Genomic DNA, 19,869 nt, shown 5'->3' with positions numbered 1-19,869 from the left:
TATGCAAGCTCCTCAGTCGATCAAACAACCAAACCGCCCACATATCCCTTCAGATATCCAGCAATGTCAAAAAGCAGAAGGAAGAAAATCGCGGAACAAGCGTCACTTTCACGACGCCCCGTCCGGTCATCCATTCCCGAATTGTCTTCCCGAAGTCCCGAACCATCCGGCCCCGTCCTTCGGAGAACCGTCATATAGCCCCCCACCAAATGGCGCGCAACAGGAAAAATCACTTTTCTCCAAAAATTCTTTCGGCGCCCCTCAGTCGGGGGGAGTGTGCCCTTTCGGCAGGCAGGATCTGCACGTGATCATCGTCCTCGGCCGAAAGCGCGCCCGTCGCCGCGAATGGCCGACGGGGCGGAAGGCCGCCCGCCCCGTCGCGCCTTTCAGAACTGCTTGCCGATCACGCGATCGGCCGAGAACCTGCCGCCGCCATGCGTCACGAAGTAAAGCGTGATGCCCAGCCACAGCAGTGATGTCTCGGCACCGCCAAAGCCTTCGGCCTGCACGATCCAGTGGAAGTAGGTGGTGACGCACAGCACGATGGAGCAGGCGAAGGCGGCCGGGCGCGTCAACAGGCCCAGGATCAGAAGCAGCCCGCCGAAGAACTCGGTGGCCGCCAGAAGCGGGGCCCAAAGCCAGCCGGGATGAAAGCCCAGACCCTCGACCATGCCGATGCGCCCCATGGGATCGGTGATCTTGGGCCAGCCATGCACCATGAAGGCGATGCCGGCGATGACGCGCATGTAAAGCACCGTCAAGGGCGCCAGCGCGGCATAAAGCCCTCGCAGTTTCGGGATGATGAAAGAGGTGTCGGTGGTGTTGTAGTCGGTCATGATGATCTCCGGCAACGTGCAGCCGCAATGCGGCGCTACGATAACAGCGTCGGCCCGGGACGGGCCCGTTTCGTGCGGTCGGAGATCAGGCGCGCGGCGGCCGCCAGGGAAGCGACCGGCGGGCACCCACCGGCACGACTGCGCCGAAGCGCGCGGCGATGCGCGACAGCGGCTGCACGGGGGCGGCAAGACTGGCTGCCGGCGCAGTCAGGCACAGGAAGCAGAGGCCCGGTTTCTTGACGGCCTCGGCCGTGCTGCCGGGCAGGCCCACGGCGTGGCACATGTCGGCCGCGCGAAGCCGGGCACCGCAAGGGGGTCGCGTGATGTCCGCGCTTGCCGCCATGACGGACAATGCCAGAAGCGACACCATCAGCATGAATGTGGCAAGAACTCTCATCCAGGCGGCCGGATCGTTGCGGATGGTCCCGGTATGGCGCGGCAGGCCGGCAGCGTTCAAGCGTTTTCCCACCGGCCCGTTCACAAGAATGAAATCTCGCCCTACCATCATCGTTGGAAGGACACAGCCCCAAAGGAGGGAAGATCATGTCGGAACTGATCGTCATCGCCTTCGACGACGAAGCCACCGGGTTCGAGCTGCGGGCCGAACTGGTGAAGATGCAGGGGGAATACCTGATCGAGATGGAGGATGCCGTTGTCGTCACCCGCCCGTCCGAGGACGACATCAAGCTGCACCAGGCCGTGAACCTGACCGCCGCAGGCGCGCTTGGCGGGGGCTTCTGGGGGACGTTCATCGGCCTGATCTTCCTGAATCCGCTGCTGGGTGCGGCCGTGGGCGCCGCCTCGGGCGCGCTTGCCGGGCGCCTGACCGACATGGGCATCAACGACGACTTCATGCGGCAAACGGCCCGCGCCCTGCCGCCGGGCGGATCGGCCGTCTTCGTGCTGCTGCGCAAGCTGACCGCCGACAAGGTCTTGGACCGGCTGCAATCCTTCCAGCATCGCGGGCGCGTCCTGCAGACATCCCTGTCCCAGCAGGACGAGGACCGGCTGCGCGACGCCCTGTCCGGCACGGCGCCCGCGGCGCCCGCCGCACCTCCTGTCACGGGCGCTTGACGCAAGGCCGGGCCGCATGAGACACGCGGCCCATGGTCATTCGCCTTTTGTTCAGCCCTCCGGCGGTCGATTCCGTGGCGGCGCCAGCCATCCGCTGGCGTCCCCTGCGCCGCGTGCTGATCTGGCTGCGCTGGCTGGCCCTCCGCTTCCTGGCGCTGATGGTGGGGCTGGTGATGTTCTATGGCATGATCAACCCACCCACCACCTGGACCATCGTGTCCGAGGCGACCGTGCCCCGCGACTGGGTGGACATCGACGACATCGCCCCCGCCCTGCGCCGGTCGGTCGTCGCGGCCGAGGATGCGAATTTCTGCCTGCACTGGGGCTTCGACATGGTGGAAATCCGCAAGGTCGTCGCTTCGGGCTCGTCGCGCGGGGCGTCGACCCTGACGCAGCAGACGGCGAAGAACGTCTTCCTGTGGCAGGGGCGCAGCTGGACGCGCAAGGTTCTGGAAACGGCCTTCACACCGATGATCGAGGCCTTCTGGTCCAAGCGCCGCATCCTGGAAGTCTATCTGAACGTGGCCGAGTTCGGCCCCGGCATCTTCGGAATCGAGGCTGCGGCCCGCGAATATTTCGGCACCACGCCCGACAAGCTGACGCCCGTGCAGTCCGCCCGGCTGGCTGCCGTCCTGCCCGCCCCCAAGAGCCGCAGCCCGAACCGCGCCTCGGGCCGGTCGCGGGCGATTGCCGACGGCGCGGCGACGATCGCGCGGGACGGGCGCGCCGGCTGCCTGTGACCCGGCCCTTGCGGTTGAAACGGCGGGAACACGGGCTTATCAAGGCCGGATTGCACGACAGGGAACCTTGAAGCAGGCGATGAACAGCAACAACCAGACCACCAGGCTTTATCATTCGGCATTGTCGCCCTTCTGCCGCAAGGTGCGGCTGGTGCTTGCCGAGAAGAAGATCGAGGTCGAACTGGTCGAGGAGCGTTACTGGGAAAGCCCGCCCGACCTGAAGCGCCGCAACCCGGCGGGCAAGCTGCCCGTACTGCGCCATCGCGGCAACATGCTGGCCGAAAGCCAAGCGATCATCGAATACCTGGACGAGGCCGTCCCCTCGCCCGCGCTGATGCCTTCGACCCCCCTGGAACGCCACGAGGTGCGGCGCCTTTGCGCCTGGTTCGACGACAAGTTCAACACCGAGGTCACGGTCCCGATCCTGACCGAGCGGGTGTGGAAGAAGATCACCCGCCAGGGCTATCCCGACAGCCGCGTGGTCAAGGACGGGCTGCGCGCGATCAAGGACCATATCGACTATCTGACGACGCTTCTGGAAACCCGCCGCTGGCTGGCCGGAAACAGCCTGTCGCTGGCCGACTTCACCGCGGCCGCGCATTTTTCCTGCCTCGACTACATCTCGGACGTGGATTGGGACCGGTCGGACATCCTGCGCGACTGGTATGCCACCATCAAGTCGCGCCCGGCCTTCCGGTCCGTCCTGGCCGACCAGGTGCCGGGCATCCATCCGGCCCCCCATTATGCCGAGCTTGATTTCGGATAGCGCTGGGGGGCCAGCCCCCCAGACCCCCCGGGATATTTGGACCAAGATGAAAGAACGTCTTGGCGCCGAGGCCGAGGCGGTCGGCTTTTCGCGGATGCGGGTCACGACGCCGGATGCGGTGCCCGAGATCGCGGAACGCCTGCAGCAGTTCCTGGATGCCGGGCATCACGGGCAGATGGAATGGATGGCAGAGCGCACGCATTGGCGCGGCAATCCCGCCGCCCTGTGGCCCGAGGCGAAATCGGTGATCGTCCTGGCCGAGCTTTACACGCCCGACCACGACCCGCTGGGGGTTCTGCGGCAGCGGGACCGGGCGGCGATCAGCGTCTATGCCCAGGGGCGCGATTACCATGATCTTGTCAAGAAGCGGCTGAAGCGGCTTGGCCGCTGGCTGCTGGAGCAGGCGCCGGGCGAGGAAATCAAGGTCTTCGTCGACACCGCGCCCGTCATGGAAAAGCCGCTGGCGCAGGCGGCCGGCATGGGCTGGCAGGGCAAGCATACCAACCTTCTGTCGCGCGACCTGGGAAGCTGGTTCTTCCTTGGCTCGATCTTCACCACGGTTCCCCTGCCCCCCGACGCGCCCGAGGTTCCCCATTGCGGAAGCTGCCGCGCCTGTCTGGATGCCTGCCCCACGGGCGCCTTTCCCGCGCCCTTCCAGCTGGATGCGCGGCGCTGCATTTCCTACCTGACCATCGAGCACAAGGGTCCGGTCGATCCCGAGTTGCGGCCGCTTCTGGGCAACCGCATCTATGGCTGCGACGACTGCCTGGCCGTCTGCCCCTGGAACAAGTTCGCCCAGGCCGGGTCCGAGATGCGCTATCGCGGCATCGTCGCCGCCCCCCCGCTGGCCGAGCTTGCGATGCTGGACGATGCGGGCTTCAGGCAGCGTTTCTCAGGCAGTCCGATCAAGCGCATCGGGCGCGACCGTTTCGTGCGCAACGTGCTGTATGCGATCGGCAACTCGGGCGATGCGGGCCTGGCGGGGATCGCGCGCCATCTGTCGGGCGACCCCGATCCGGCGGTGGCGGATGCGGCCCGATGGGCGGTGAGACGCCTGGCCCAGGTCACAACAGGAAATCATCGGCATCCAGGGTGATCCGCCCCAGAAGGCGGATCATGAGGTCGGCCTGCCCGTCGCCGTTCACATCGGCCATCACGCGCGTTTCCGGACCGGCAGGGTGCCATCGCAACTGCCGCGCGGCGCTGAAGGCATCGTCGTCGATGAAGGTCAGCCCGAAGGCACGCAGATCCAGGTGATCGATCCCGGCCGCGAAATCCTGGATGACGTCCGGCAGCATGGGCCGGCTGTCGCCGAAGGACAGGAAGCGGAAGACATCCGCACCCGCACCGCCCGCCAGCACATCGCCCCCGGCGCCGCCGATAAGCGTGTCCGCGCCCAGGCCGCCCCACAGCGTGTCGTGCCCCTCGCCCCCCGAGAGGGCGTCGTTTCCGGCATCGCCCAGAAGCCGGTCGAGACCCGCGCCCGCTTGCAGGACATCATTGCCCAGGCCGCCCGACAGCATGTCGTTGCCCCCCTCGCCCCACAGCGAGTCGTTGCCGGCATCTCCGAACAGGCTGTCATTGTCGCCCTGCCCGTCAAGATGATCGTTCCCCGAGCCGCCCCGCAGCGTGTCCGCGCCGGCCCCGCCGCGCAGGACATCGTTGTCGGCGTCGCCGTTCAAGCCGTCGTTGCCCGACCCGGCCGTCAGCGTGTCATTACCGGCGCCGCCCCACATCCGGTTGTGGCCGACAAGATCCAGAAGCGCATCGTTCCCCGCCTCGCCAAGCAGCCTGTCGTTCCCGGCGCCGCCGTTCAGGACATCGTTGCCCCCGCCCGCGCGCAGGTTGTCGTTGCCCGGCCCGCCCAGAAGCGTGTCGCGCCCTGCCCCCGCCGTCATGGTGTCGTTCCCCAAGCCTCCGTCCAGCAGGTTGTTTCCGAGTAGATCGGCCAGGATGTCGTTTCCCGCCTCGCCATGAAGGCGATCGTTCCCGTCATCCCCGGACAGCCGGTCATCGCCCGCCCCGCCCTGCAGCAGATCGTTGCCGCTGCCGCCGAACAGGCTGTCCAGTCCCGCGCCCGCACGCAGCGTGTCGTTCCCCTCGCCGCCCGACAGGTGATTGTAGCCCAGCAGGTCGGCAAGCCAGTCATTGCCGATGCCCCCGCGCAGGCTGTCGTTGCCGGCCCCGCCGTTCAGCCGGTCGTTGCCGGAACCGCCGTCCAGGAGATCCCGGCCCGCGCCCCCTTCAAGCACATCGTCGCCGCCCTCACCGAACAGTTGGTCGTCGCCATCGTCGCCAAGCAGCCGGTCGTTGCCAAGGCCGGCCCGCAGGATGTCGTTGCCCGTCCCGCCGCGCAGCATGTCGCGTCCTGCGCCGGCAATCAGGGTATCGTTGCCATCCTCGCCCGCCAGGAAGTTGTTGCCGAAAATGTCCTCCAGCCGATCGGCGCCGCCCCCGCCCCAAAGGACGTCATTCCCCTGCTGCCCGTTCAGCACGTCGTTGCCCCCGCCCCCGCGCAGCAGGTCGTTCCCCTCGCCGCCCAACAGGCGGTCGGCACCTGTCCCGGCGACCAGCGTGTCGTTGCCCCGCCCGCCCAGCAGGACGTTGTTGCCGCCCAGATCCTCGAGGTGGTCGCTGTCGTCGTCACCCGACAGGGTGTCGTTCCCCGCATCGCCCTGCAGCCGGTCGGCGCCTGCCCCGCCGTAAAGCAGGTCGTTGCCCGGTCCGCCCCGCAGCGTGTCGTTTCCGGCGCCGCCATGGATCAGGTCGTTGCCGTCATGGCCCTGCAGGTCGTCATGGCCGTCGTCGCCGAACAGGCTGTCGTTGCCGCCCTGCCCCAGCAGCCTGTCCGACCCGCTGCCGCCCCGCAGCAGGTCGTTGCCGGCCTGGCCCTGCACGGTGTCGTTTCCCGCCCCGGCGGAAACGGTGTCGTTGCCCGTCCCCGCCTGGATGCCGTCCGGTCCCCCCGCGCCCAGAAGCTGGTCGGCACCGGCAGTCCCGAAGATCCACTTGCCGATGGTCGTCGGCGGCGTCTCGACCGTGACGGGGTCCAGGGCGGGCAGCCAGTAATGCCCGATGGGAAACATGCCGTTGCCGAAATCCGTGGGCACGAGGCCATTGCCCGACCGGGTCCGTATCTCAAGGATCGAATTGCCATAGACAATGCGCATCCCCCAGGACTGCGGGGCGAAGGACAACTGCCAGGTACTGCGGATCATGCCCAGCATGGACAGGTCCAACCGGTCCACCCCCGGCTCGTAGTCGGTCACGACCACACGACCGTCGAAGCGGGTGATGGCAAAGATGTCGGCGCCCGCGCCGCCGGTCAGGGTGATGTTGGCGCTGCCCGTCACCAGGATATCGTCGCCCGCGCCGCCCTGAAGCGCCTTGGTGGCGGCCGTCGCGACCAGCAGGTCGTCGCCCGTGGTGCCGGTCCCGGCAAAGCCGGTAAGGCCGATCCGACCAGGGTCGATGACCAACTGCGTCACGCCAGCCTCTGCCTGGGAGGTGACGAACAGCACGATCCTGCCGTCGATGACCTGCGCCTCGATCGCGCTGATCCTGCCCAGGGCCGTGGCATCGGTATCGACGATGTCCTGCAGGTGCAGCAGCCTGCCGTTGGGCAGCAGGGTGAAGACGCTGATGCCGCCATCGGCGCCGCCCGCGATGACGAACCCGCGCCCGTCCAGGGCGGCCGTGGCCAGTGCCGTCACCGACTGGAAGCGGGTGGTCAGTTCGTCCACCACATGATCGGTCGCCGTCAGCGCGCCGGTCTTGTCCAGGCGGAACACCGACAAGGACGACGAGGTCGCGCCCGCCACCACCACGAAGCTGCGCGCGCCGAACTGGATCGCCGCGATGTCCGAAGGGACGTAATATCCCGTCCCGCTGCCCGCGACATGCATGGTCCCCTTGCCCAGGGTGCCATCCTCGCCGATCGCGTGGGTCGAGACGAAGTTGCCCAGGCCCGAGATGGCGACCAGCAACCGCTGCCCGTCCACGGTCACGAGGATGATCTTGTCCAGCGATGCCTCGGTCACGCCCCGGGGCACCGGAAGCGTGACCGAGGAGACGGGCGCAAGGCTGCCGTTGCCTGCGATCCGGCTGACCTCGATGGTAAGACTGTCCTGGCGGGCGGAAAACAGGAACTGGCCCCGGCCGGTGGCCATGTCGCCGCTGGCCGACAGGTGCCCGCCGATGCGGTCCGTGGGAAACAGGTGCCCGATGCCGCCCAGGGTGCCGGTGAGGCCCACGGAAAGCCCCGCCACCCCCGCGCCTGACATGCCCTCGACCAGCAGGCGATGCCCGCCGGGCGTGCCGATCAGGGTCAGGGACGGACGGGCGTGATAGGTCAGGCTTGACGGAAAGGCCTGGGTGTTGACCTGCGCCAGAGGCGCGTCGGGGTCGCTGACGCGATAGCTGCTGACCCCGCCCGTCGCATTGACCGCGAACAGCAGCCAGTTGCCGTCGACCCTGGACAAGGCCAGATCGGTGACGCCAGACAACCATCGGGTTTGCGCGGCCCCATAGGTGACCACGTGACGGGAGGAAATCATCGTATCCGGCTTGCGCGTTCAGGTTGGAACATCCCGCAGCGGGGCGGTTTCCTAACAGAACCCTAAGACAGGCAACCGGAACAGCGATTTGCCTTTTGATATTTAACGAAGTTTTAAGTATCGAAGGCCAGCGGCCCGTACATGATCAGGCCCGGCTGCGTGACCTCGGCCGTTTCCATCATGCGCGCAAGGTCGTCCACCGTGGTGCGAAGAAGCCGCTGGTGGGGATGGCCCACGGATTCCGCGAACAGCGCGGGCGTGTCGCCGGGCAGGCCGTGGGCGCGAAGGCCGGCGGCCAGTTCGGGAAAGCTACGCTGGCCCATGAAGACAACGGTCGTGACCGCCGGATCGGCGATGGCGGCCCAGTGGATGTCGCCCGGCAGCCGGCCCGTCACGTCGGCCCCGGTGATGAACTGCACCCGCCGCGCGGTCAGGCGGCGGGTCAGCGGGATGCCCGCCGCCGCGGCCGCCGCGCTGGCAGAGGTCACGCCCGGCACGATCTCGAACGCCACGCCGGCGGCGGCAAGGGCCACCAGTTCCTCCTCCAGCCGGCCGAAGATGCCCGAATCGCCCGATTTCAGCCGCACCACGCGGCGCCCCGCCAGGGCGTGTTCCACCAGAAGGGCGTTCACATGGTCCTGCCGGGCCGAGGGACGGCCCGCGCGCTTTCCGACCGCGATCAGCTCGGCCGCGGGGTTCGCGTGATCCAGCACCGGACCCGAGGCGAGGTCGTCGTAAAGCACCACCTCGGCCTGGGCCAGGCGGTTCGCGGCCTTCAGCGTCAGCAACTCGGGATCGCCCGGCCCGGCCGAGACAAGCGAGACGAAACCGTTGGGGCGGGCAGGATCGGACAAGGAAGCAGCCTTCGGCGAGGGATTTCAGCTATACCACCCATGCCGCGCCAGACAATGCCGGGGGCTTGAAAGTTTCACCCGAACCACGCCTCATGCAGGTGCTGAGCGAAAGGTGTGCAATGACCGTCATCTGCTGGTTCCGGCGGGTTCTGCGGCTGGACGACCATCCCGCGCTGGTTGCCGCCGCGCAGGACGGGCCGGTCATCCCCCTGGTGATCCTCGATCCGGCCGAGGCAGCAGCCCATCCCGCATCCGCCCAGCGGCAGGCGATGGCCCTTCCGGCGCTGTCCGCCGCCCTGCAGGCCCAGGGAAGCCGCCTGGTCGTCCGGCGCGGCGACACCGCCGCCGTGCTGGCGCAGGTCATCCGCGACAGCGGGGCCGTGGCGGTCCATGCCTCGGAAGGGATGCCCTTTGCGCGGGACGCGGGCCTGGAAGGGGTCACGGGGGCGGCGGGCGCGGTGCTGCACCTCCATCCGCTGGCCGACCTGGTGCCGCGCGGCAGCGTGCGGACGAAAACGGGCACGGGCTTTAAGGTCTTCACGCCCTTCTGGCGCGCCCTGCGCCAGACAGGAATCGCCGCGCCCCTGTCCGCCCCCCGCCTGACCCCACCCGACCGCTGGCCCGCCAGCGACGGCCCCGACTGGCCCGAGGCGCGGGTGGCGATGAACCGGGGCTGGGACGTCGTCGCCCCCCACATCCAGGCGGGCGAGGCTGCCGCGAACCACAGGCTGGACGCCTTTCTGGATCGCGTGACATCGCGCTATGCCGAACGCCGCGACCGCCCGGCCGAGGGCGATGCGACCTCGGGGCTTGCCGATGCCCTTGCGGTCGGCGAGATCAGCGCCCGCCGCATCTGGCACCGCGCCCTCGATGCCCAGCACCATGGCAGCGGCGGGATCGAGGATTTCCTGCGCGAACTGGCTTGGCGGGACTTTTCGCGCGATCTGTTCCACGCCTCGCCCGACATGGACCGGCTGTGCTGGCGCAAGGAATGGAACGGTTTTTCCTGGGAGCCAGACGGGCCCGCCGCAGACGCCTGGCGGCAGGGGCGCACCGGCGTCGGCATGGTCGATGCCGGGATGCGCGAGATGTTCGTGACCGGCCGGATGCACAACCGCGTGCGGATGATCGCGGCCAGCTTCCTGATCAAGCACCTGATGATCGACTGGCGCGTCGGGCTGGACTGGTTCGCGCGCTGCCTGGTCGATTGGGACGCGGCGAACAATGCGATGAACTGGCAATGGGTCGCGGGCTGCGGGCCGGATGCCTCGCCGTTCTTCCGGGTCTTCAACCCCGACGCGCAGGGGACGAAGTTCGACCCCGGGCACCGGTATCGCAACCATTGGCTGGACCCGGATGCCGAGGGCGCGCGCCAGTTCGCACAAGCAGCGCCCCGGTCATGGCGCATCGATCCGGCGGACCGGCCGCCCCCCATGATCGCGCTTGACCAGGGCCGGCAGCGCGCCCTGGCCGCCTATCGCAGCTTCGCACGGCGCGACGCGGCGGCGCGATAGGCCAGCAGCAGCGCGGCCAGGACCGCCAGCGCCGCGACCGGCACGTTCACCGGCGACAGGTTCGCCGCGACGATGCCCGCCAGCGCCCAGACGACCCCGGCAGGATAGGCCCATTCCGCCGGCCTGCGGCCTTGGACCAGCAGGGCCGCCGCTGTCACGCCAGCCAGGCCCAGGATCGCCGCCGCCTGCTCGGACATCAGGCCGTATCCCCCCAGCACCATGCCGAAGGACGCCCCCGTCGCCGCGGTCAGCCACCCGGCGTAAAGCGCTACCGGCCGCACCTGCCAGACCGCGTCCTTCCGACCCGCGCGCAGAAAGGCCAGAAGGGCAGGCACCAGCATGGCCACGATCAGCACCGTCGCCCCGATGGGGGTCCGATGGGCGGTCTCGATCCAGAAGGCGCCAAGGGCCAGGCTGACCAGCAGCGCGGGCCGCATCGGCTGCCAGTCCGGTTCGGCGGCCCGCTTCCACAGGCCGAAGGCGGACCCGGCCACCAGCCAGGCATAGATCAGCCCCCAGATCGAGAAGGCCCATCCCGCGGGCTGGATCGGCGGATCGGCCTGCGGGATCGGGAACTGGTCGGGCCGATAGCCGCCGAACCCGTTGGACAGGAAGGGGGATACGGCGAAGGCGATCGCCGCGACAAGAACAAGAAGGGGAAGAAGGCGGGGCATGGGACCTGCGGCGTGAAGCGTTCGACGTCTAACGCGATTCCTCGCCCGCCGTTCCTGCGCGCCGCGCCCGCGCCAGATCCTCGGGCGTGTTGATGTTGAAGAAGGGATCGACTGGCCGGGCGTCCCAGGCAACCGTGGTGGCGCCATGCGCCCGGGCAAAGCCGCGAACCCGCCGTTGCCCCGAGGCGAGGAAGGCCCTCAGGTCGTCGCGCAGCGCCACGGGCCACAGCCCGAAGGTCGGGTGGTCCGTCGCCTGCCCCGCCTCGTCCAGGCCGGCGGCCAGAACGATGCCATGTCCCGCCTGCGCAAGGCGCGCGACCAGATCGCGCGGGAAGAAGGGCGTGTCGCCCGCCACGCTGACCACCGCCCCCGCGCCAAGCGAGGCTGCCCAATCCATCCCCGTCAGGATGCCCGCCAGCGGCCCCGGGAAACCGGGCAGGCTGTCGGGCAGCACGGGCAGACGGAAGGCCGCAAAGCGCGCGGGATCGCCGTTGGCGTTCAGGGCGACGGCGCCGCATTGCGGGGCCAGGCGCGCGATGACCTCGGCCAGCATCGGGCGGCCGTCCAGATCCAGCAGGCACTTGTCGCCACCGCCCATGCGGGTCGCGAGACCTCCGGCAAGGATGATGGCGGGGGGGCGGATCATGGCCCCGTTGTGGCGCCATCCCGCGCGCAAGGCAAGATCGCCCCGCCGCGCCTCGAGACGGCAGCCAGCGCGGGCCAGCTGCACCCGCCGCTGTCCGCCCCCTCGAACGCTGGCGGCAAAAGCGCAGGCCGGAAGGAAGAACCCGGGGTGCCTTGCTGCGTCCGGACGGCGCCGTTCAGGGGGCAGCAGGTCTTCCTGCCCCGATCCGTTCGCGCGATGATCGCGGCCAGCCAGGCCGCGCCGGTCAACGGATCGACGCCGGACATGGCCGCCTGAAGGGGTCCGGGACGCCCGACCCCGGGCCCATGACCCTGAGCGTCTTGAAGGTTCCCGCTGGAATACGGATGCGGCCCATGTTGCCCCCGCACAGCATCGCCCGCTGGCGCGCCCATTATGCCCTTGAACGGCTGCGCCGCCATGGCAGCTTCCGGCAGGCGGGATGGGGCGGCAAGGCTTGAACGGCGGACGGTCGCCTTGCCTTCGACGCGCGCCCATGCGCGGGGCGGCAGGGCTGGACACGTTTCTTGACACGATTGGTCGGAATGCCTAGCCGATGCCAAGACATCGTCCTCAGGTTCAGCCATGCGCCACGACCCCCTGCCCCCGTACCAGACCGAGGCCAGCCTGCCCGACCTGCCCTTTGCGGACGTCGATGCCCTTGTCCGGGCCGAGGCCGCCGAACACGGGCTGGACCTGCATGACGGCCACGGCCGGTCCACCTGGTGCAAGGTGCCGGGGGGCGACGAGTTCGGCGCCAGGATGGGGCCGTCTGGCAGCATCCTTTATGTCCGCGCCCATGCGCGCGACCGGCTGCACAGCCTGCTGGAAGCCGTGACCCACCACGTGCAGAAACACCTGCCCGGCCAGCGGATCGCCTGGTCCTCGCTGGACCGGCCCGGCGCGTTTCCGCCGAACTTCAGCCTGGCGCGGGTGGCACGCGTGACGCCTATCGGCGCCGACTTCCTGCGCCTGCGGCTGGAAGGCGGCGACCTAGCCCGCTTCGCCCGCGACCTGATCCACTTCCGCCTAATCCTGCAGCCGCCCGGCACGGCAAGGCCCGTCTGGCCTGTGATCGGCGACGACGGCCAGACTCTCTGGCCCAAGGGAGGCGCGGCCCTGCACCGGCCCGCCTACACCGTCCGCCACATCGACCCTGCCGCAGGCTGGCTGGAAACCGACATCTTCGTCCACAAGGGCGGCCGCGCCTGCGGCTTTGCCCAGGATGCCACGCCGGGTGCCCTTGTCGGCCTGACCGGGCCGGGCGGCGGCGGCGTGGCCCGGGGCGCCACCCTGCTGATCGGCGGGGACGAGACCGCCTATCCGGCCTTGGCCCGCGCGTTGGAAGCCGCCGCCCCCGCCGTGACGGGCGAATGCCACCTGTTCGGCGCGCGCGCCGATTATCCCCTGCCCGACCACCCCGGCATCCGGGTGATCCACGCGCCCCGGGGCGAGGCCGCGCTGGCGGACCGCCTGCGCCTGGAGGGGACCGAAGCCGAGCGAATCTGGCTGGCCACCGAACGGTCGCGACTTGCCCCGCTGAAGGCCGCGATCGTCGACGACCTGGGCATCGACAAGGCGCGCACCCATCTGGCGGCCTATTGGAGCGCCTGAAAGGCCGCCTCGGGCGATCTGAATAGTTGACAATTTTACATGGTTGCCGGATACCCCCGTTAACTTGCGGGGCTGGGCGTTGAGACTTGCGGATGCCGGGTTCCCGGATGCGAACCGTCCGCAGGACTGCGGATCAAGAACCAAGGAACGCCATGACCAACCTGCCGCTGCCGCGACTGAGTGCGAGTGTCGCCGTCACGCTTGCCTGCCTGCTGGCCCCCATGGCCCAGGCACAGGACACCGCGCCGAACCCGACCGCCCCGCAAACCCAGCCCGCAGCCCCGGCGGCAACGCCCCCGGCAGCGGCTGCCCCCGCGACCCCAGCGCCCGAGGTTCCGGCAAACACGGTCCCCGCCCAAGCACCCTCGGCAGCGCCCACGGCGATCGGGGGCGGGGCTCCAGCCGATGTCGCGGCACCCGCGCCGACCGCTCCCGGCGCGACGCCCGCCGCGCCTGCCGTCCCGGGAACGCCGGTGGCCGAAACGCCTGTCCCCGCCGAACCCGCCCCCGTGGCCGAGTTCCTGCCGCAGTCCATGCAGGACGCGCTGGTGCCCATCCTGACCCCGCCCGCGCGCGATCCGAACCTGCCCCACGACCTGTCGCCGATGGGCATGTTCTGGGCCGCCGACTGGGTGGTCAAGGGCGTGATGATCGGGCTGGCCTTCGCCTCGGTCATCACCTGGACGGTTCTGGTCGTGAAGGCGCTGGAACTGTGGGGCGCAAGCGCCGCCGCGCAAGGCGGCATCCGCCGCATCCAGCGCGCCGAAAGCCTGACCGCCGCCGTTGCCGCCAGCGGCAGCCGCCGCGACGCGGTCTCGCGGATGGTCCGCCAAGCCGCCGAGGAATACCGCCGGTCCCAGCCCGCCCTGGACATTGCGGGCGACGGCGGCATCAAGGAACGCGTCGACTCGCAACTGGAACGGATCGAGGCGGTGGCGGGCCGCCGCATGGGCCGGGGCACGGGCGTTCTGGCGACCATCGGGTCCACCGCGCCCTTCGTGGGCCTGTTCGGCACCGTGTGGGGGATCATGAACAGCTTCATCGGGATCTCCGAATCCCAGACTACCAACCTGGCCGTCGTGGCGCCGGGCATCGCCGAGGCGCTGCTGGCCACCGCCATCGGCCTGGTCGCGGCCATCCCCGCCGTGGTGATCTACAACGTCTTCGCCCGCGGCATCACCGGCTATCGCCTGCGCCTGGCCAATGCGGCGGCGGGCGTGCGCCAGCTGGTCAGCCGCGACCTGGACTTTCGCGGCGTGACCGCCGCCGCACCGGGGGAATAGGCCATGGCCAGCAGGATTCGCGAAGGCGGCGGCGACGATCTCGAGGAAAACCACGAGATCAACGTCACGCCCTTCATCGACGTGATGCTGGTGCTGCTGATCATCTTCATGGTCGCGGCGCCGCTGGCGACGGTCGATGTGAACGTCGATCTGCCGGTGTCCAACGCCACCCCGGCGCAGCGCCCGGACCAGCCGGTCTATGTGACCGTCAAGCCCGACCTGACGCTGGCGCTTGGCAACACGGACATCGCGCCGGGCGGCCTTGCCGCCGCCCTGGCCGAGGCGACCGAAGGCGACCGCGAACAGCGCATCTTCCTGCGCGCCGACCGCGAGGTCGCCTATGGCGACCTGATGGAGGTGATGAACGCCCTGCGCGACACCGGCTACCTGAAGATCGCCCTTGTGGGGCTTGAATCGACATCGGCCGGCGTGCCCCCGGTCGTGCCCGGCGCGGCCCCCGCTCCGGCACCGGTTGCGGAACCCGCCCGATGAGCGGGCGCGCCAGCCGCGTGATGCGCGACGGCGCCCTGTGGGGCGGCGCCTCGGTCCTGGTGCTGGCGCTGCATCTGGGCGGCGCGCTGTGGATCATGCGGCAGGCCGAGGCCGCCGCCCCGCCGGGCCTGCCCCAGCCCGTCTTCGTCGACCTGGCCCCCGCCGAGGAAGTGGCCGAGGAGTCGGTCGCCCCGACCGAGGAGCCGGTCGAGGAAGCATCCGAGGAGCCCGTGGAACCGGAACCACAGCCCGAACCCGAGCCCGAGCCTGAACCGGAGCCCGAGGAGGTCGTCGAACCTCTGGAACTGCCTCCCTTGCCGCAGATGGAACCGCTGGAGGACATGGCCGACCTGTTCCCGCCCGCGCCCCCGGAATTGCAAACCCCGCCCGAGGTGGTGCTGAACAGTTCGGCCCGCCCGCAGCGCCGCCCCGAGCGCGAGCCGGAACCCGAACGGGAACCCCGGCGCGACCCCGAACCCCGGCGAGAGCGCCGCGAGCCGGAACCCCAGCGCCAGGCCGAGCCGCGCCGTCAGGAACAGCCCGCGCCGCAGCAGCAACAGGCACGCCGCGCCCCGCAAGGCGCGGGTGGCAGCGGCGCGGCGGGTCCAAGCCCGCAGCAGAAGGCAAGCCTGATGTCGCAATGGGGCGGCCAGATCCGGTCCTGCATCAGCCGTCGGGCATCCGCCCCACGCGGCGTGCGCGAAGGCGGAAGGGTGGTGCTGAACCTGGCGGTCTCGCGCAGCGGGTCCATCCAGGGCGTCGGCATCGGGGGATCGTCCGGCAATCCCGCCCTTGACCAGGCGGCGGTGCAGGCCGCGCAGCGCGCCGGGCGCTGCCCTCGCGCACCCGCCGGCCTGACGGATGCAAGCTACAGCTTCCAGCTGCCGATCAACCTGCAGGTCCGTTGACGAAACCGGGGGGCGACAGCCCCCCCTTTTTCGCTGGCAGGGGTTAGAAGGCGAAAGGTCAGACATCTGCGGTTGCCTCGGACAGGATGGCGACATCCGGCCCCCTGCCGTTCCAGTCCAGCACCCAGGCTTTCGGCACCCCGCGCTTGTCCCGCAGCAGCCGCCATTCGTGCAGCGCCTGTCCGCGCGAAGACGGCAAAGGGCGGCAATGCCAGCGCGTTTCCCCCGCGTTGCAGCCCGCGCCCTGGCGGATCAGCATGATCGCGGTGGTTCGCCCCGCCTCGGCCGCAAGCTGCATCCGGCGGCCCGCGGTCAGGGACAAGGGCTCCTGCGGCTCGGCCACGACAAGGCCGGCGGCGGGGCTGCGCAGCGCTTCCTCGACCGTCCACAGCAGGTCCGCCTCGCTTGCGGCATGAACCAGATACAGGCGGGCCGCGATGCCGGGCGGCAGGCCCCACAGGAAGGGCACCCCCTGCTCATGGGCTCGCAGGAACCAGAACAGAGGCCCCGGATGATGCAGCGCCTGATACAGCGCGAAGACACGGCGCCCGGCGCCCTCGACCTCGTGCATCCGGGCGGGGCGCAGGGGAAAGGATGCGGGTCGGGTCGGCAGGTCACGGTCGGGCATTCCAGAACATTACAGGAACATTCGCCCCTGTAAAGCGTCAGCCGAAGACCTGCGGCTGGTCGATGCGCAACTGGGCGATGATCCCCTCGATCCGGCTGAGATGCTGGCGGATGGTCGCCACGGCCGCCTCGGCATCGCGCCGGCGCAGGGCGTCGAGGATCTGGACATGCTCGGCAAAGGCCGTGTCCGCGCCATAGGACAGGCTCAGGTATCGCGCGCGATCCATGTGGCCCTTGTTCTCCTTGACCAAGATCCAGACGAATTCCAGCCCGGCAAAGGCGCAGATGTCGTGGTGGAACTGGTCGTCCAGGGCGTGAAAGCCCGCGCGGTTGCCTGCCGCGATCTCACGCGCCTGCAAGTCCAGCAAGACCGCCAGCGCCTTGAGATGGTCATCGGTCAGCCGGGCCGTCGCGACGCGCATGCAGGATTCCTCCAGCGCGGCGCGGATGAAATAGGCCTGCAGCACCGCCTCCTCGGAGATCGGCGTCACGATTGTCGCGCGCTGCGGGCGGATCTGGATGAAGCCAAGCTGCGACAGGCGGTAAAAGGCATCGCGCACCGGCTGGCGCGAGACGCCCATCTGCGCGGCGACCTCGGCCTCGGACAGCTTGGCGCGGGGAGGAAGGGTCAGGTTCACGACGCGGTCATAAAGCAGATCGAAGATCTGGTCGGTCACGGACCGGGCGCGCATCTCCTCCAGCGGGGGAAGTTCGGCAGTGGATAATCCCTTTGGCACAGCAGCCCCTCGGAACCCGGATTGACCATTCTTGAAAACTAGCATATTAGTTTGCGGACAAGAAAACAAGCACGACTCGAGGGAGGAAGAGGATGGGCTTGCTGGACGAGGACCGGCTGTTCCCGCTGGAAGGACGCGCCCGCGATCTGGCGCGTGCCCTTTACGACGGGATTCGCGACCTGCCCATCGTCAGCCCGCACGGGCATACCAATCCCCGCTGGTTCGCCGAGGACCAGCCCTTTCCCGATCCTGCGCAACTGTTCGTCACGCCCGACCACTACGTCTTCCGGATGCTCTGCTCGCAGGGGATCGCGCTGACCGACCTGGGGGTGCCGCGCGTCGATGGCGGGGCCACGGAAACGGATGGGCGGACCATCTGGCGGCTGTTCGCGCGGCACTACCACCTGCTTCGGGGCACGCCGTCCCGGCTGTGGCTGGACCACAGCTTCCAGCATGTCTTTGGCATCGACCGGCGCCTGTCGGCGGATACGGCCGACTGGTACTACGACCATATCGCCGACTGCCTGTCGCGTCCCGAATTCCGCCCGCGCGCGCTGTTCGACCGCTTCAACATCGAGGTCATCGCCACCACCGAACCCGCGACCGACGACCTGCGCTGGCACCGGATGATCCGCGAATCGGGCTGGAATGGCCGGGTCGTCACCGCCTATCGCCCCGACGGCGTGGTGGACCCCGAGATGGCGGGCTTTGCCGACAACGTGGCGCTGCTGGGGCAGCAGACCGGGTTCGACACCGCCAGCTGGGGCGGCTACCTTGACGCGCATCGGGCGCGGCGGGCGTTCTTCAAGGACCACGGCGCGACCTCCTCCGACCATGGCCACGCCACGGCGCGGACCGAGGATCTGCCGCAGGCCGATGCCGCCGCGCTGTTCGGCAAGGCCCTGCGTGGCCACTGCACCCCGGACGAGGCCGACGCCTTTCGGGGCCAGATGCTGACCGAGATGGCGCGGATGAGCCTGGAGGACGGGCTGGTCCTGCAGATCCATCCGGGCGCGCGGCGCAACCATTCGGACCCGGTGATGGCCGCGCATGGCCGCGACAAGGGCTTCGACATTCCCGGCCGCACCGACTACGTCGCCGCCCTGCGCCCGCTGCTGAACGCGGTCGGGATGCGCCCCGACCTGACGGTGATCCTGTTCACCCTGGACGAGACCAGCTATTCGCGCGAACTGGCCCCGCTGGCGGGCGTCTATCCCTGCCTGCGGCTTGGCCCGCCCTGGTGGTTCCACGACAGTCCCGAAGGCATGATGCGCTTCCGCCAGATGGCGACGGAAACCGCCGGCTTCTACAACACCGTGGGCTTCAACGACGACACCCGCGCCTTCTGCTCGATCCCCGCGCGCCACGATGTCGCGCGCCGCGTCGATTGCAGCTTCCTTGCCACCCTGGTCGCCACTGGACGCCTTCACGAGGAGGAAGCGTCCGAACTGGCCCACGACCTGACCTATGGCCTCGCCAAGAAGGCCTACAAGCTTTGAGCTTCACCAACGGGAGGACACCATGAAGCTTTTGACCACCACGCTTGCCGCGCTGATTGCCACGGCATCCTTCGCCGCCGCTGAATGCGAAACGACCCTGCGGTCGTCCGACACCCACCCCGACGGCTATCCCACCGTCGAGGGCGTCAAGGCGATGGCCGCCGAGGTCAAGGAAAAGACCGGCGGCCGCATCTGCATCGAGGTCTTCCCGTCGTCCCAGCTGGGCGAGGAGAAGGACACCATCGAGCAGACCCAGTTCGGCGTGATCGACATGGTCCGCGCGTCCTTCGGGTCGTTCAACGACATCGTGCCGGTCACGCAGACCCTGTCGCTGCCCTATCTGTTCACCTCGCCCGAACACCAGCACGCGGTGATGGACGGCCCCATCGGCGAGGAGATCGCGGCGGCCTTTGCCGAGAAAGACCTGATCGCGCTGGCCTATTACGACGGCGGGGCGCGCAACTTCTACAACTCGCAAAAGCCCATCCAGTCGGTCGAGGATCTGAAGGGCATGAAGTTCCGCGTCATGCAGAACGACGTCTTCGTGGACATGATGTCGGCCCTTGGCGCCAACGCCACGCCGATGCCCTATGGCGAGGTGTATTCGTCCATCCAGACCGGTGTGATCGACGGGGCGGAGAACAACTTTCCGTCCTATGACAGCTCGGGCCATGCCGAAGTGGCGAAATACTTCACGCTGGACCAGCACCTGATGGTGCCGGAACTGGTCGCGGTGTCCAAGACCGCCTGGGAAAAGCTGACCCCCGAGGACCAGGAGATCCTGCGCACGGCCGCCAGGAACTCGGCCACGGTGCAGCGCCGCCTGTGGGCGGAACAGGAAAAGGCCAGCGAGGAAAAGGTCGTGGCCGCCGGGGCCGAGGTCATCAAGGACGTGGACAAGACCGCCTTCATCGAGGCGATGGCCCCTGTCTATGAAAAATATGCCGACACGCCCGAAGAACAGGATCTGGTCAAGCGCATCCGCGAAACCAAGTGACACACCGGCCTGCGGCCCCTGCCGCGGGCCTTTCTTCCACACTATCGAGGGGTGA

Annotated in this window: 21 protein-coding genes; 13 read left to right on the top strand and 8 right to left on the bottom strand. The window is 69.0% G+C overall.

The window, feature by feature from the left end:
* Positions 1-386: 386 nt before the first annotated feature.
* Positions 387-836 (bottom strand): DoxX family protein, encoded by a 450-nt coding sequence (locus J0F76_RS07790; protein WP_207467529.1) that lies wholly within the window; start codon positions 834-836, stop codon positions 387-389.
* Positions 837-921: 85 nt separating this feature from the next.
* Positions 922-1,293 (bottom strand): hypothetical protein, encoded by a 372-nt coding sequence (locus J0F76_RS07785; protein ID WP_207467527.1) that lies wholly within the window; start codon positions 1,291-1,293, stop codon positions 922-924.
* A gap of 86 nt (positions 1,294-1,379) precedes the next feature.
* Here J0F76_RS07785 and J0F76_RS07780 point away from each other — a divergent pair, with 86 nt between their 5' ends.
* The 4 genes from J0F76_RS07780 (at position 1,380) to queG (ending at position 4,512) form a co-directional block, all read left to right on the top strand.
* The gene (locus tag J0F76_RS07780; protein ID WP_207467524.1) at positions 1,380-1,910 is read left to right on the top strand and encodes a DUF1269 domain-containing protein; all 531 of its coding nucleotides are present in this window, start codon (positions 1,380-1,382) and stop codon (positions 1,908-1,910) included.
* A 32-nt stretch (positions 1,911-1,942) separates the two neighbouring features.
* A complete protein-coding gene (gene mtgA, locus J0F76_RS07775) occupies positions 1,943-2,650 on the top strand; it encodes a monofunctional biosynthetic peptidoglycan transglycosylase (RefSeq protein WP_207467522.1) in 708 nt (235 codons plus the stop codon).
* A 79-nt stretch (positions 2,651-2,729) separates the two neighbouring features.
* Positions 2,730-3,416 carry an FtsZ-binding protein FzlA gene (gene fzlA, locus J0F76_RS07770; protein WP_207467519.1) on the top strand — a complete coding sequence of 229 codons (687 nt, stop codon included), beginning with the start codon at positions 2,730-2,732 and terminating at the stop codon, positions 3,414-3,416.
* A 46-nt stretch (positions 3,417-3,462) separates the two neighbouring features.
* On the top strand, positions 3,463-4,512 hold the full coding sequence (gene queG, locus J0F76_RS07765) for a tRNA epoxyqueuosine(34) reductase QueG (protein WP_207467517.1): 1,050 nt from the start codon (positions 3,463-3,465) through the stop codon (positions 4,510-4,512).
* Here queG and J0F76_RS07760 read toward each other — a convergent pair.
* Both J0F76_RS07760 and cobA read right to left on the bottom strand, forming a co-directional pair.
* Positions 4,481-7,972 carry a M10 family metallopeptidase C-terminal domain-containing protein gene (locus tag J0F76_RS07760; RefSeq protein WP_242690059.1) on the bottom strand — a complete coding sequence of 1,164 codons (3,492 nt, stop codon included), beginning with the start codon at positions 7,970-7,972 and terminating at the stop codon, positions 4,481-4,483. The two genes, queG and J0F76_RS07760, sit on opposite strands and share 32 nt — an antisense overlap.
* A gap of 113 nt (positions 7,973-8,085) precedes the next feature.
* Positions 8,086-8,826 carry a uroporphyrinogen-III C-methyltransferase gene (cobA, locus tag J0F76_RS07755; RefSeq protein WP_207467515.1) on the bottom strand — a complete coding sequence of 247 codons (741 nt, stop codon included), beginning with the start codon at positions 8,824-8,826 and terminating at the stop codon, positions 8,086-8,088.
* Between the two features lie 119 nt (positions 8,827-8,945).
* On the opposite strand from cobA, the gene J0F76_RS07750 reads away from it, so the two are divergent.
* Entirely contained in the window at positions 8,946-10,340 is a 1,395-nt protein-coding gene (locus tag J0F76_RS07750; protein ID WP_242690058.1) for a cryptochrome/photolyase family protein, read from the top strand.
* On the opposite strand, the gene J0F76_RS07745 is transcribed toward J0F76_RS07750, so the two are convergent.
* Together J0F76_RS07745 and mobA are read right to left on the bottom strand one after the other, a co-directional pair.
* The gene (locus J0F76_RS07745; RefSeq protein WP_207467512.1) at positions 10,301-11,014 is read right to left on the bottom strand and encodes a tryptophan-rich sensory protein; all 714 of its coding nucleotides are present in this window, start codon (positions 11,012-11,014) and stop codon (positions 10,301-10,303) included. The genes J0F76_RS07750 and J0F76_RS07745 overlap by 40 nt on opposite strands.
* 28 nt (positions 11,015-11,042) lie before the next feature.
* The gene (gene mobA, locus J0F76_RS07740; protein ID WP_207467510.1) at positions 11,043-11,660 is read right to left on the bottom strand and encodes a molybdenum cofactor guanylyltransferase MobA; all 618 of its coding nucleotides are present in this window, start codon (positions 11,658-11,660) and stop codon (positions 11,043-11,045) included.
* A 9-nt stretch (positions 11,661-11,669) separates the two neighbouring features.
* On the opposite strand from mobA, the gene J0F76_RS07735 reads away from it, so the two are divergent.
* The 6 genes from J0F76_RS07735 to J0F76_RS07710 all read left to right on the top strand — a co-directional run bounded on the left by J0F76_RS07735 (position 11,670) and on the right by J0F76_RS07710 (position 15,954).
* A complete protein-coding gene (locus tag J0F76_RS07735) occupies positions 11,670-11,936 on the top strand; it encodes a hypothetical protein (protein ID WP_207467508.1) in 267 nt (88 codons plus the stop codon).
* 29 nt (positions 11,937-11,965) lie between these two features.
* On the top strand, positions 11,966-12,118 hold the full coding sequence (locus tag J0F76_RS07730) for a hypothetical protein (RefSeq protein WP_207467505.1): 153 nt from the start codon (positions 11,966-11,968) through the stop codon (positions 12,116-12,118).
* Between the two features lie 124 nt (positions 12,119-12,242).
* Entirely contained in the window at positions 12,243-13,271 is a 1,029-nt protein-coding gene (locus J0F76_RS07725; protein ID WP_207467503.1) for a siderophore-interacting protein, read from the top strand.
* A gap of 152 nt (positions 13,272-13,423) precedes the next feature.
* On the top strand, positions 13,424-14,554 hold the full coding sequence (gene exbB, locus J0F76_RS07720; RefSeq protein ID WP_207467501.1) for a tonB-system energizer ExbB: 1,131 nt from the start codon (positions 13,424-13,426) through the stop codon (positions 14,552-14,554).
* A 3-nt stretch (positions 14,555-14,557) separates the two neighbouring features.
* Positions 14,558-15,046 carry a TonB system transport protein ExbD gene (exbD, locus tag J0F76_RS07715; RefSeq protein WP_207467499.1) on the top strand — a complete coding sequence of 163 codons (489 nt, stop codon included), beginning with the start codon at positions 14,558-14,560 and terminating at the stop codon, positions 15,044-15,046.
* Positions 15,043-15,954, top strand: a complete 912-nt coding sequence (locus J0F76_RS07710) for a TonB family protein (RefSeq protein ID WP_207467496.1) — start codon at positions 15,043-15,045, stop codon at positions 15,952-15,954. Before exbD ends, J0F76_RS07710 begins: the two co-directional genes overlap by 4 nt.
* A gap of 58 nt (positions 15,955-16,012) precedes the next feature.
* On the opposite strand, the gene J0F76_RS07705 is transcribed toward J0F76_RS07710, so the two are convergent.
* Positions 16,013-16,582, bottom strand: a complete 570-nt coding sequence (locus J0F76_RS07705) for an ImuA family protein (RefSeq protein ID WP_207467494.1) — start codon at positions 16,580-16,582, stop codon at positions 16,013-16,015.
* A gap of 37 nt (positions 16,583-16,619) precedes the next feature.
* Positions 16,620-17,318 carry a GntR family transcriptional regulator gene (locus J0F76_RS07700; RefSeq protein ID WP_341351570.1) on the bottom strand — a complete coding sequence of 233 codons (699 nt, stop codon included), beginning with the start codon at positions 17,316-17,318 and terminating at the stop codon, positions 16,620-16,622.
* A 92-nt stretch (positions 17,319-17,410) separates the two neighbouring features.
* On the opposite strand from J0F76_RS07700, the gene uxaC reads away from it, so the two are divergent.
* Both uxaC and J0F76_RS07690 read left to right on the top strand, forming a co-directional pair.
* Positions 17,411-18,817 (top strand): glucuronate isomerase, encoded by a 1,407-nt coding sequence (gene uxaC / locus J0F76_RS07695; protein WP_207467492.1) that lies wholly within the window; start codon positions 17,411-17,413, stop codon positions 18,815-18,817.
* Positions 18,818-18,839: 22 nt separating this feature from the next.
* Positions 18,840-19,814, top strand: a complete 975-nt coding sequence (locus tag J0F76_RS07690; protein ID WP_207467490.1) for a TRAP transporter substrate-binding protein — start codon at positions 18,840-18,842, stop codon at positions 19,812-19,814.
* Positions 19,815-19,869: the final 55 nt, after the last annotated feature.

This window comes from Paracoccus fontiphilus, assembly GCF_017356265.1.
Classification (GTDB): Bacteria; Pseudomonadota; Alphaproteobacteria; order Rhodobacterales; family Rhodobacteraceae; genus Paracoccus; species Paracoccus fontiphilus.
The sequence above is the reverse complement of the archived record's forward strand: the minus strand, read 5'-3'. Positions and strand labels throughout refer to the sequence as shown.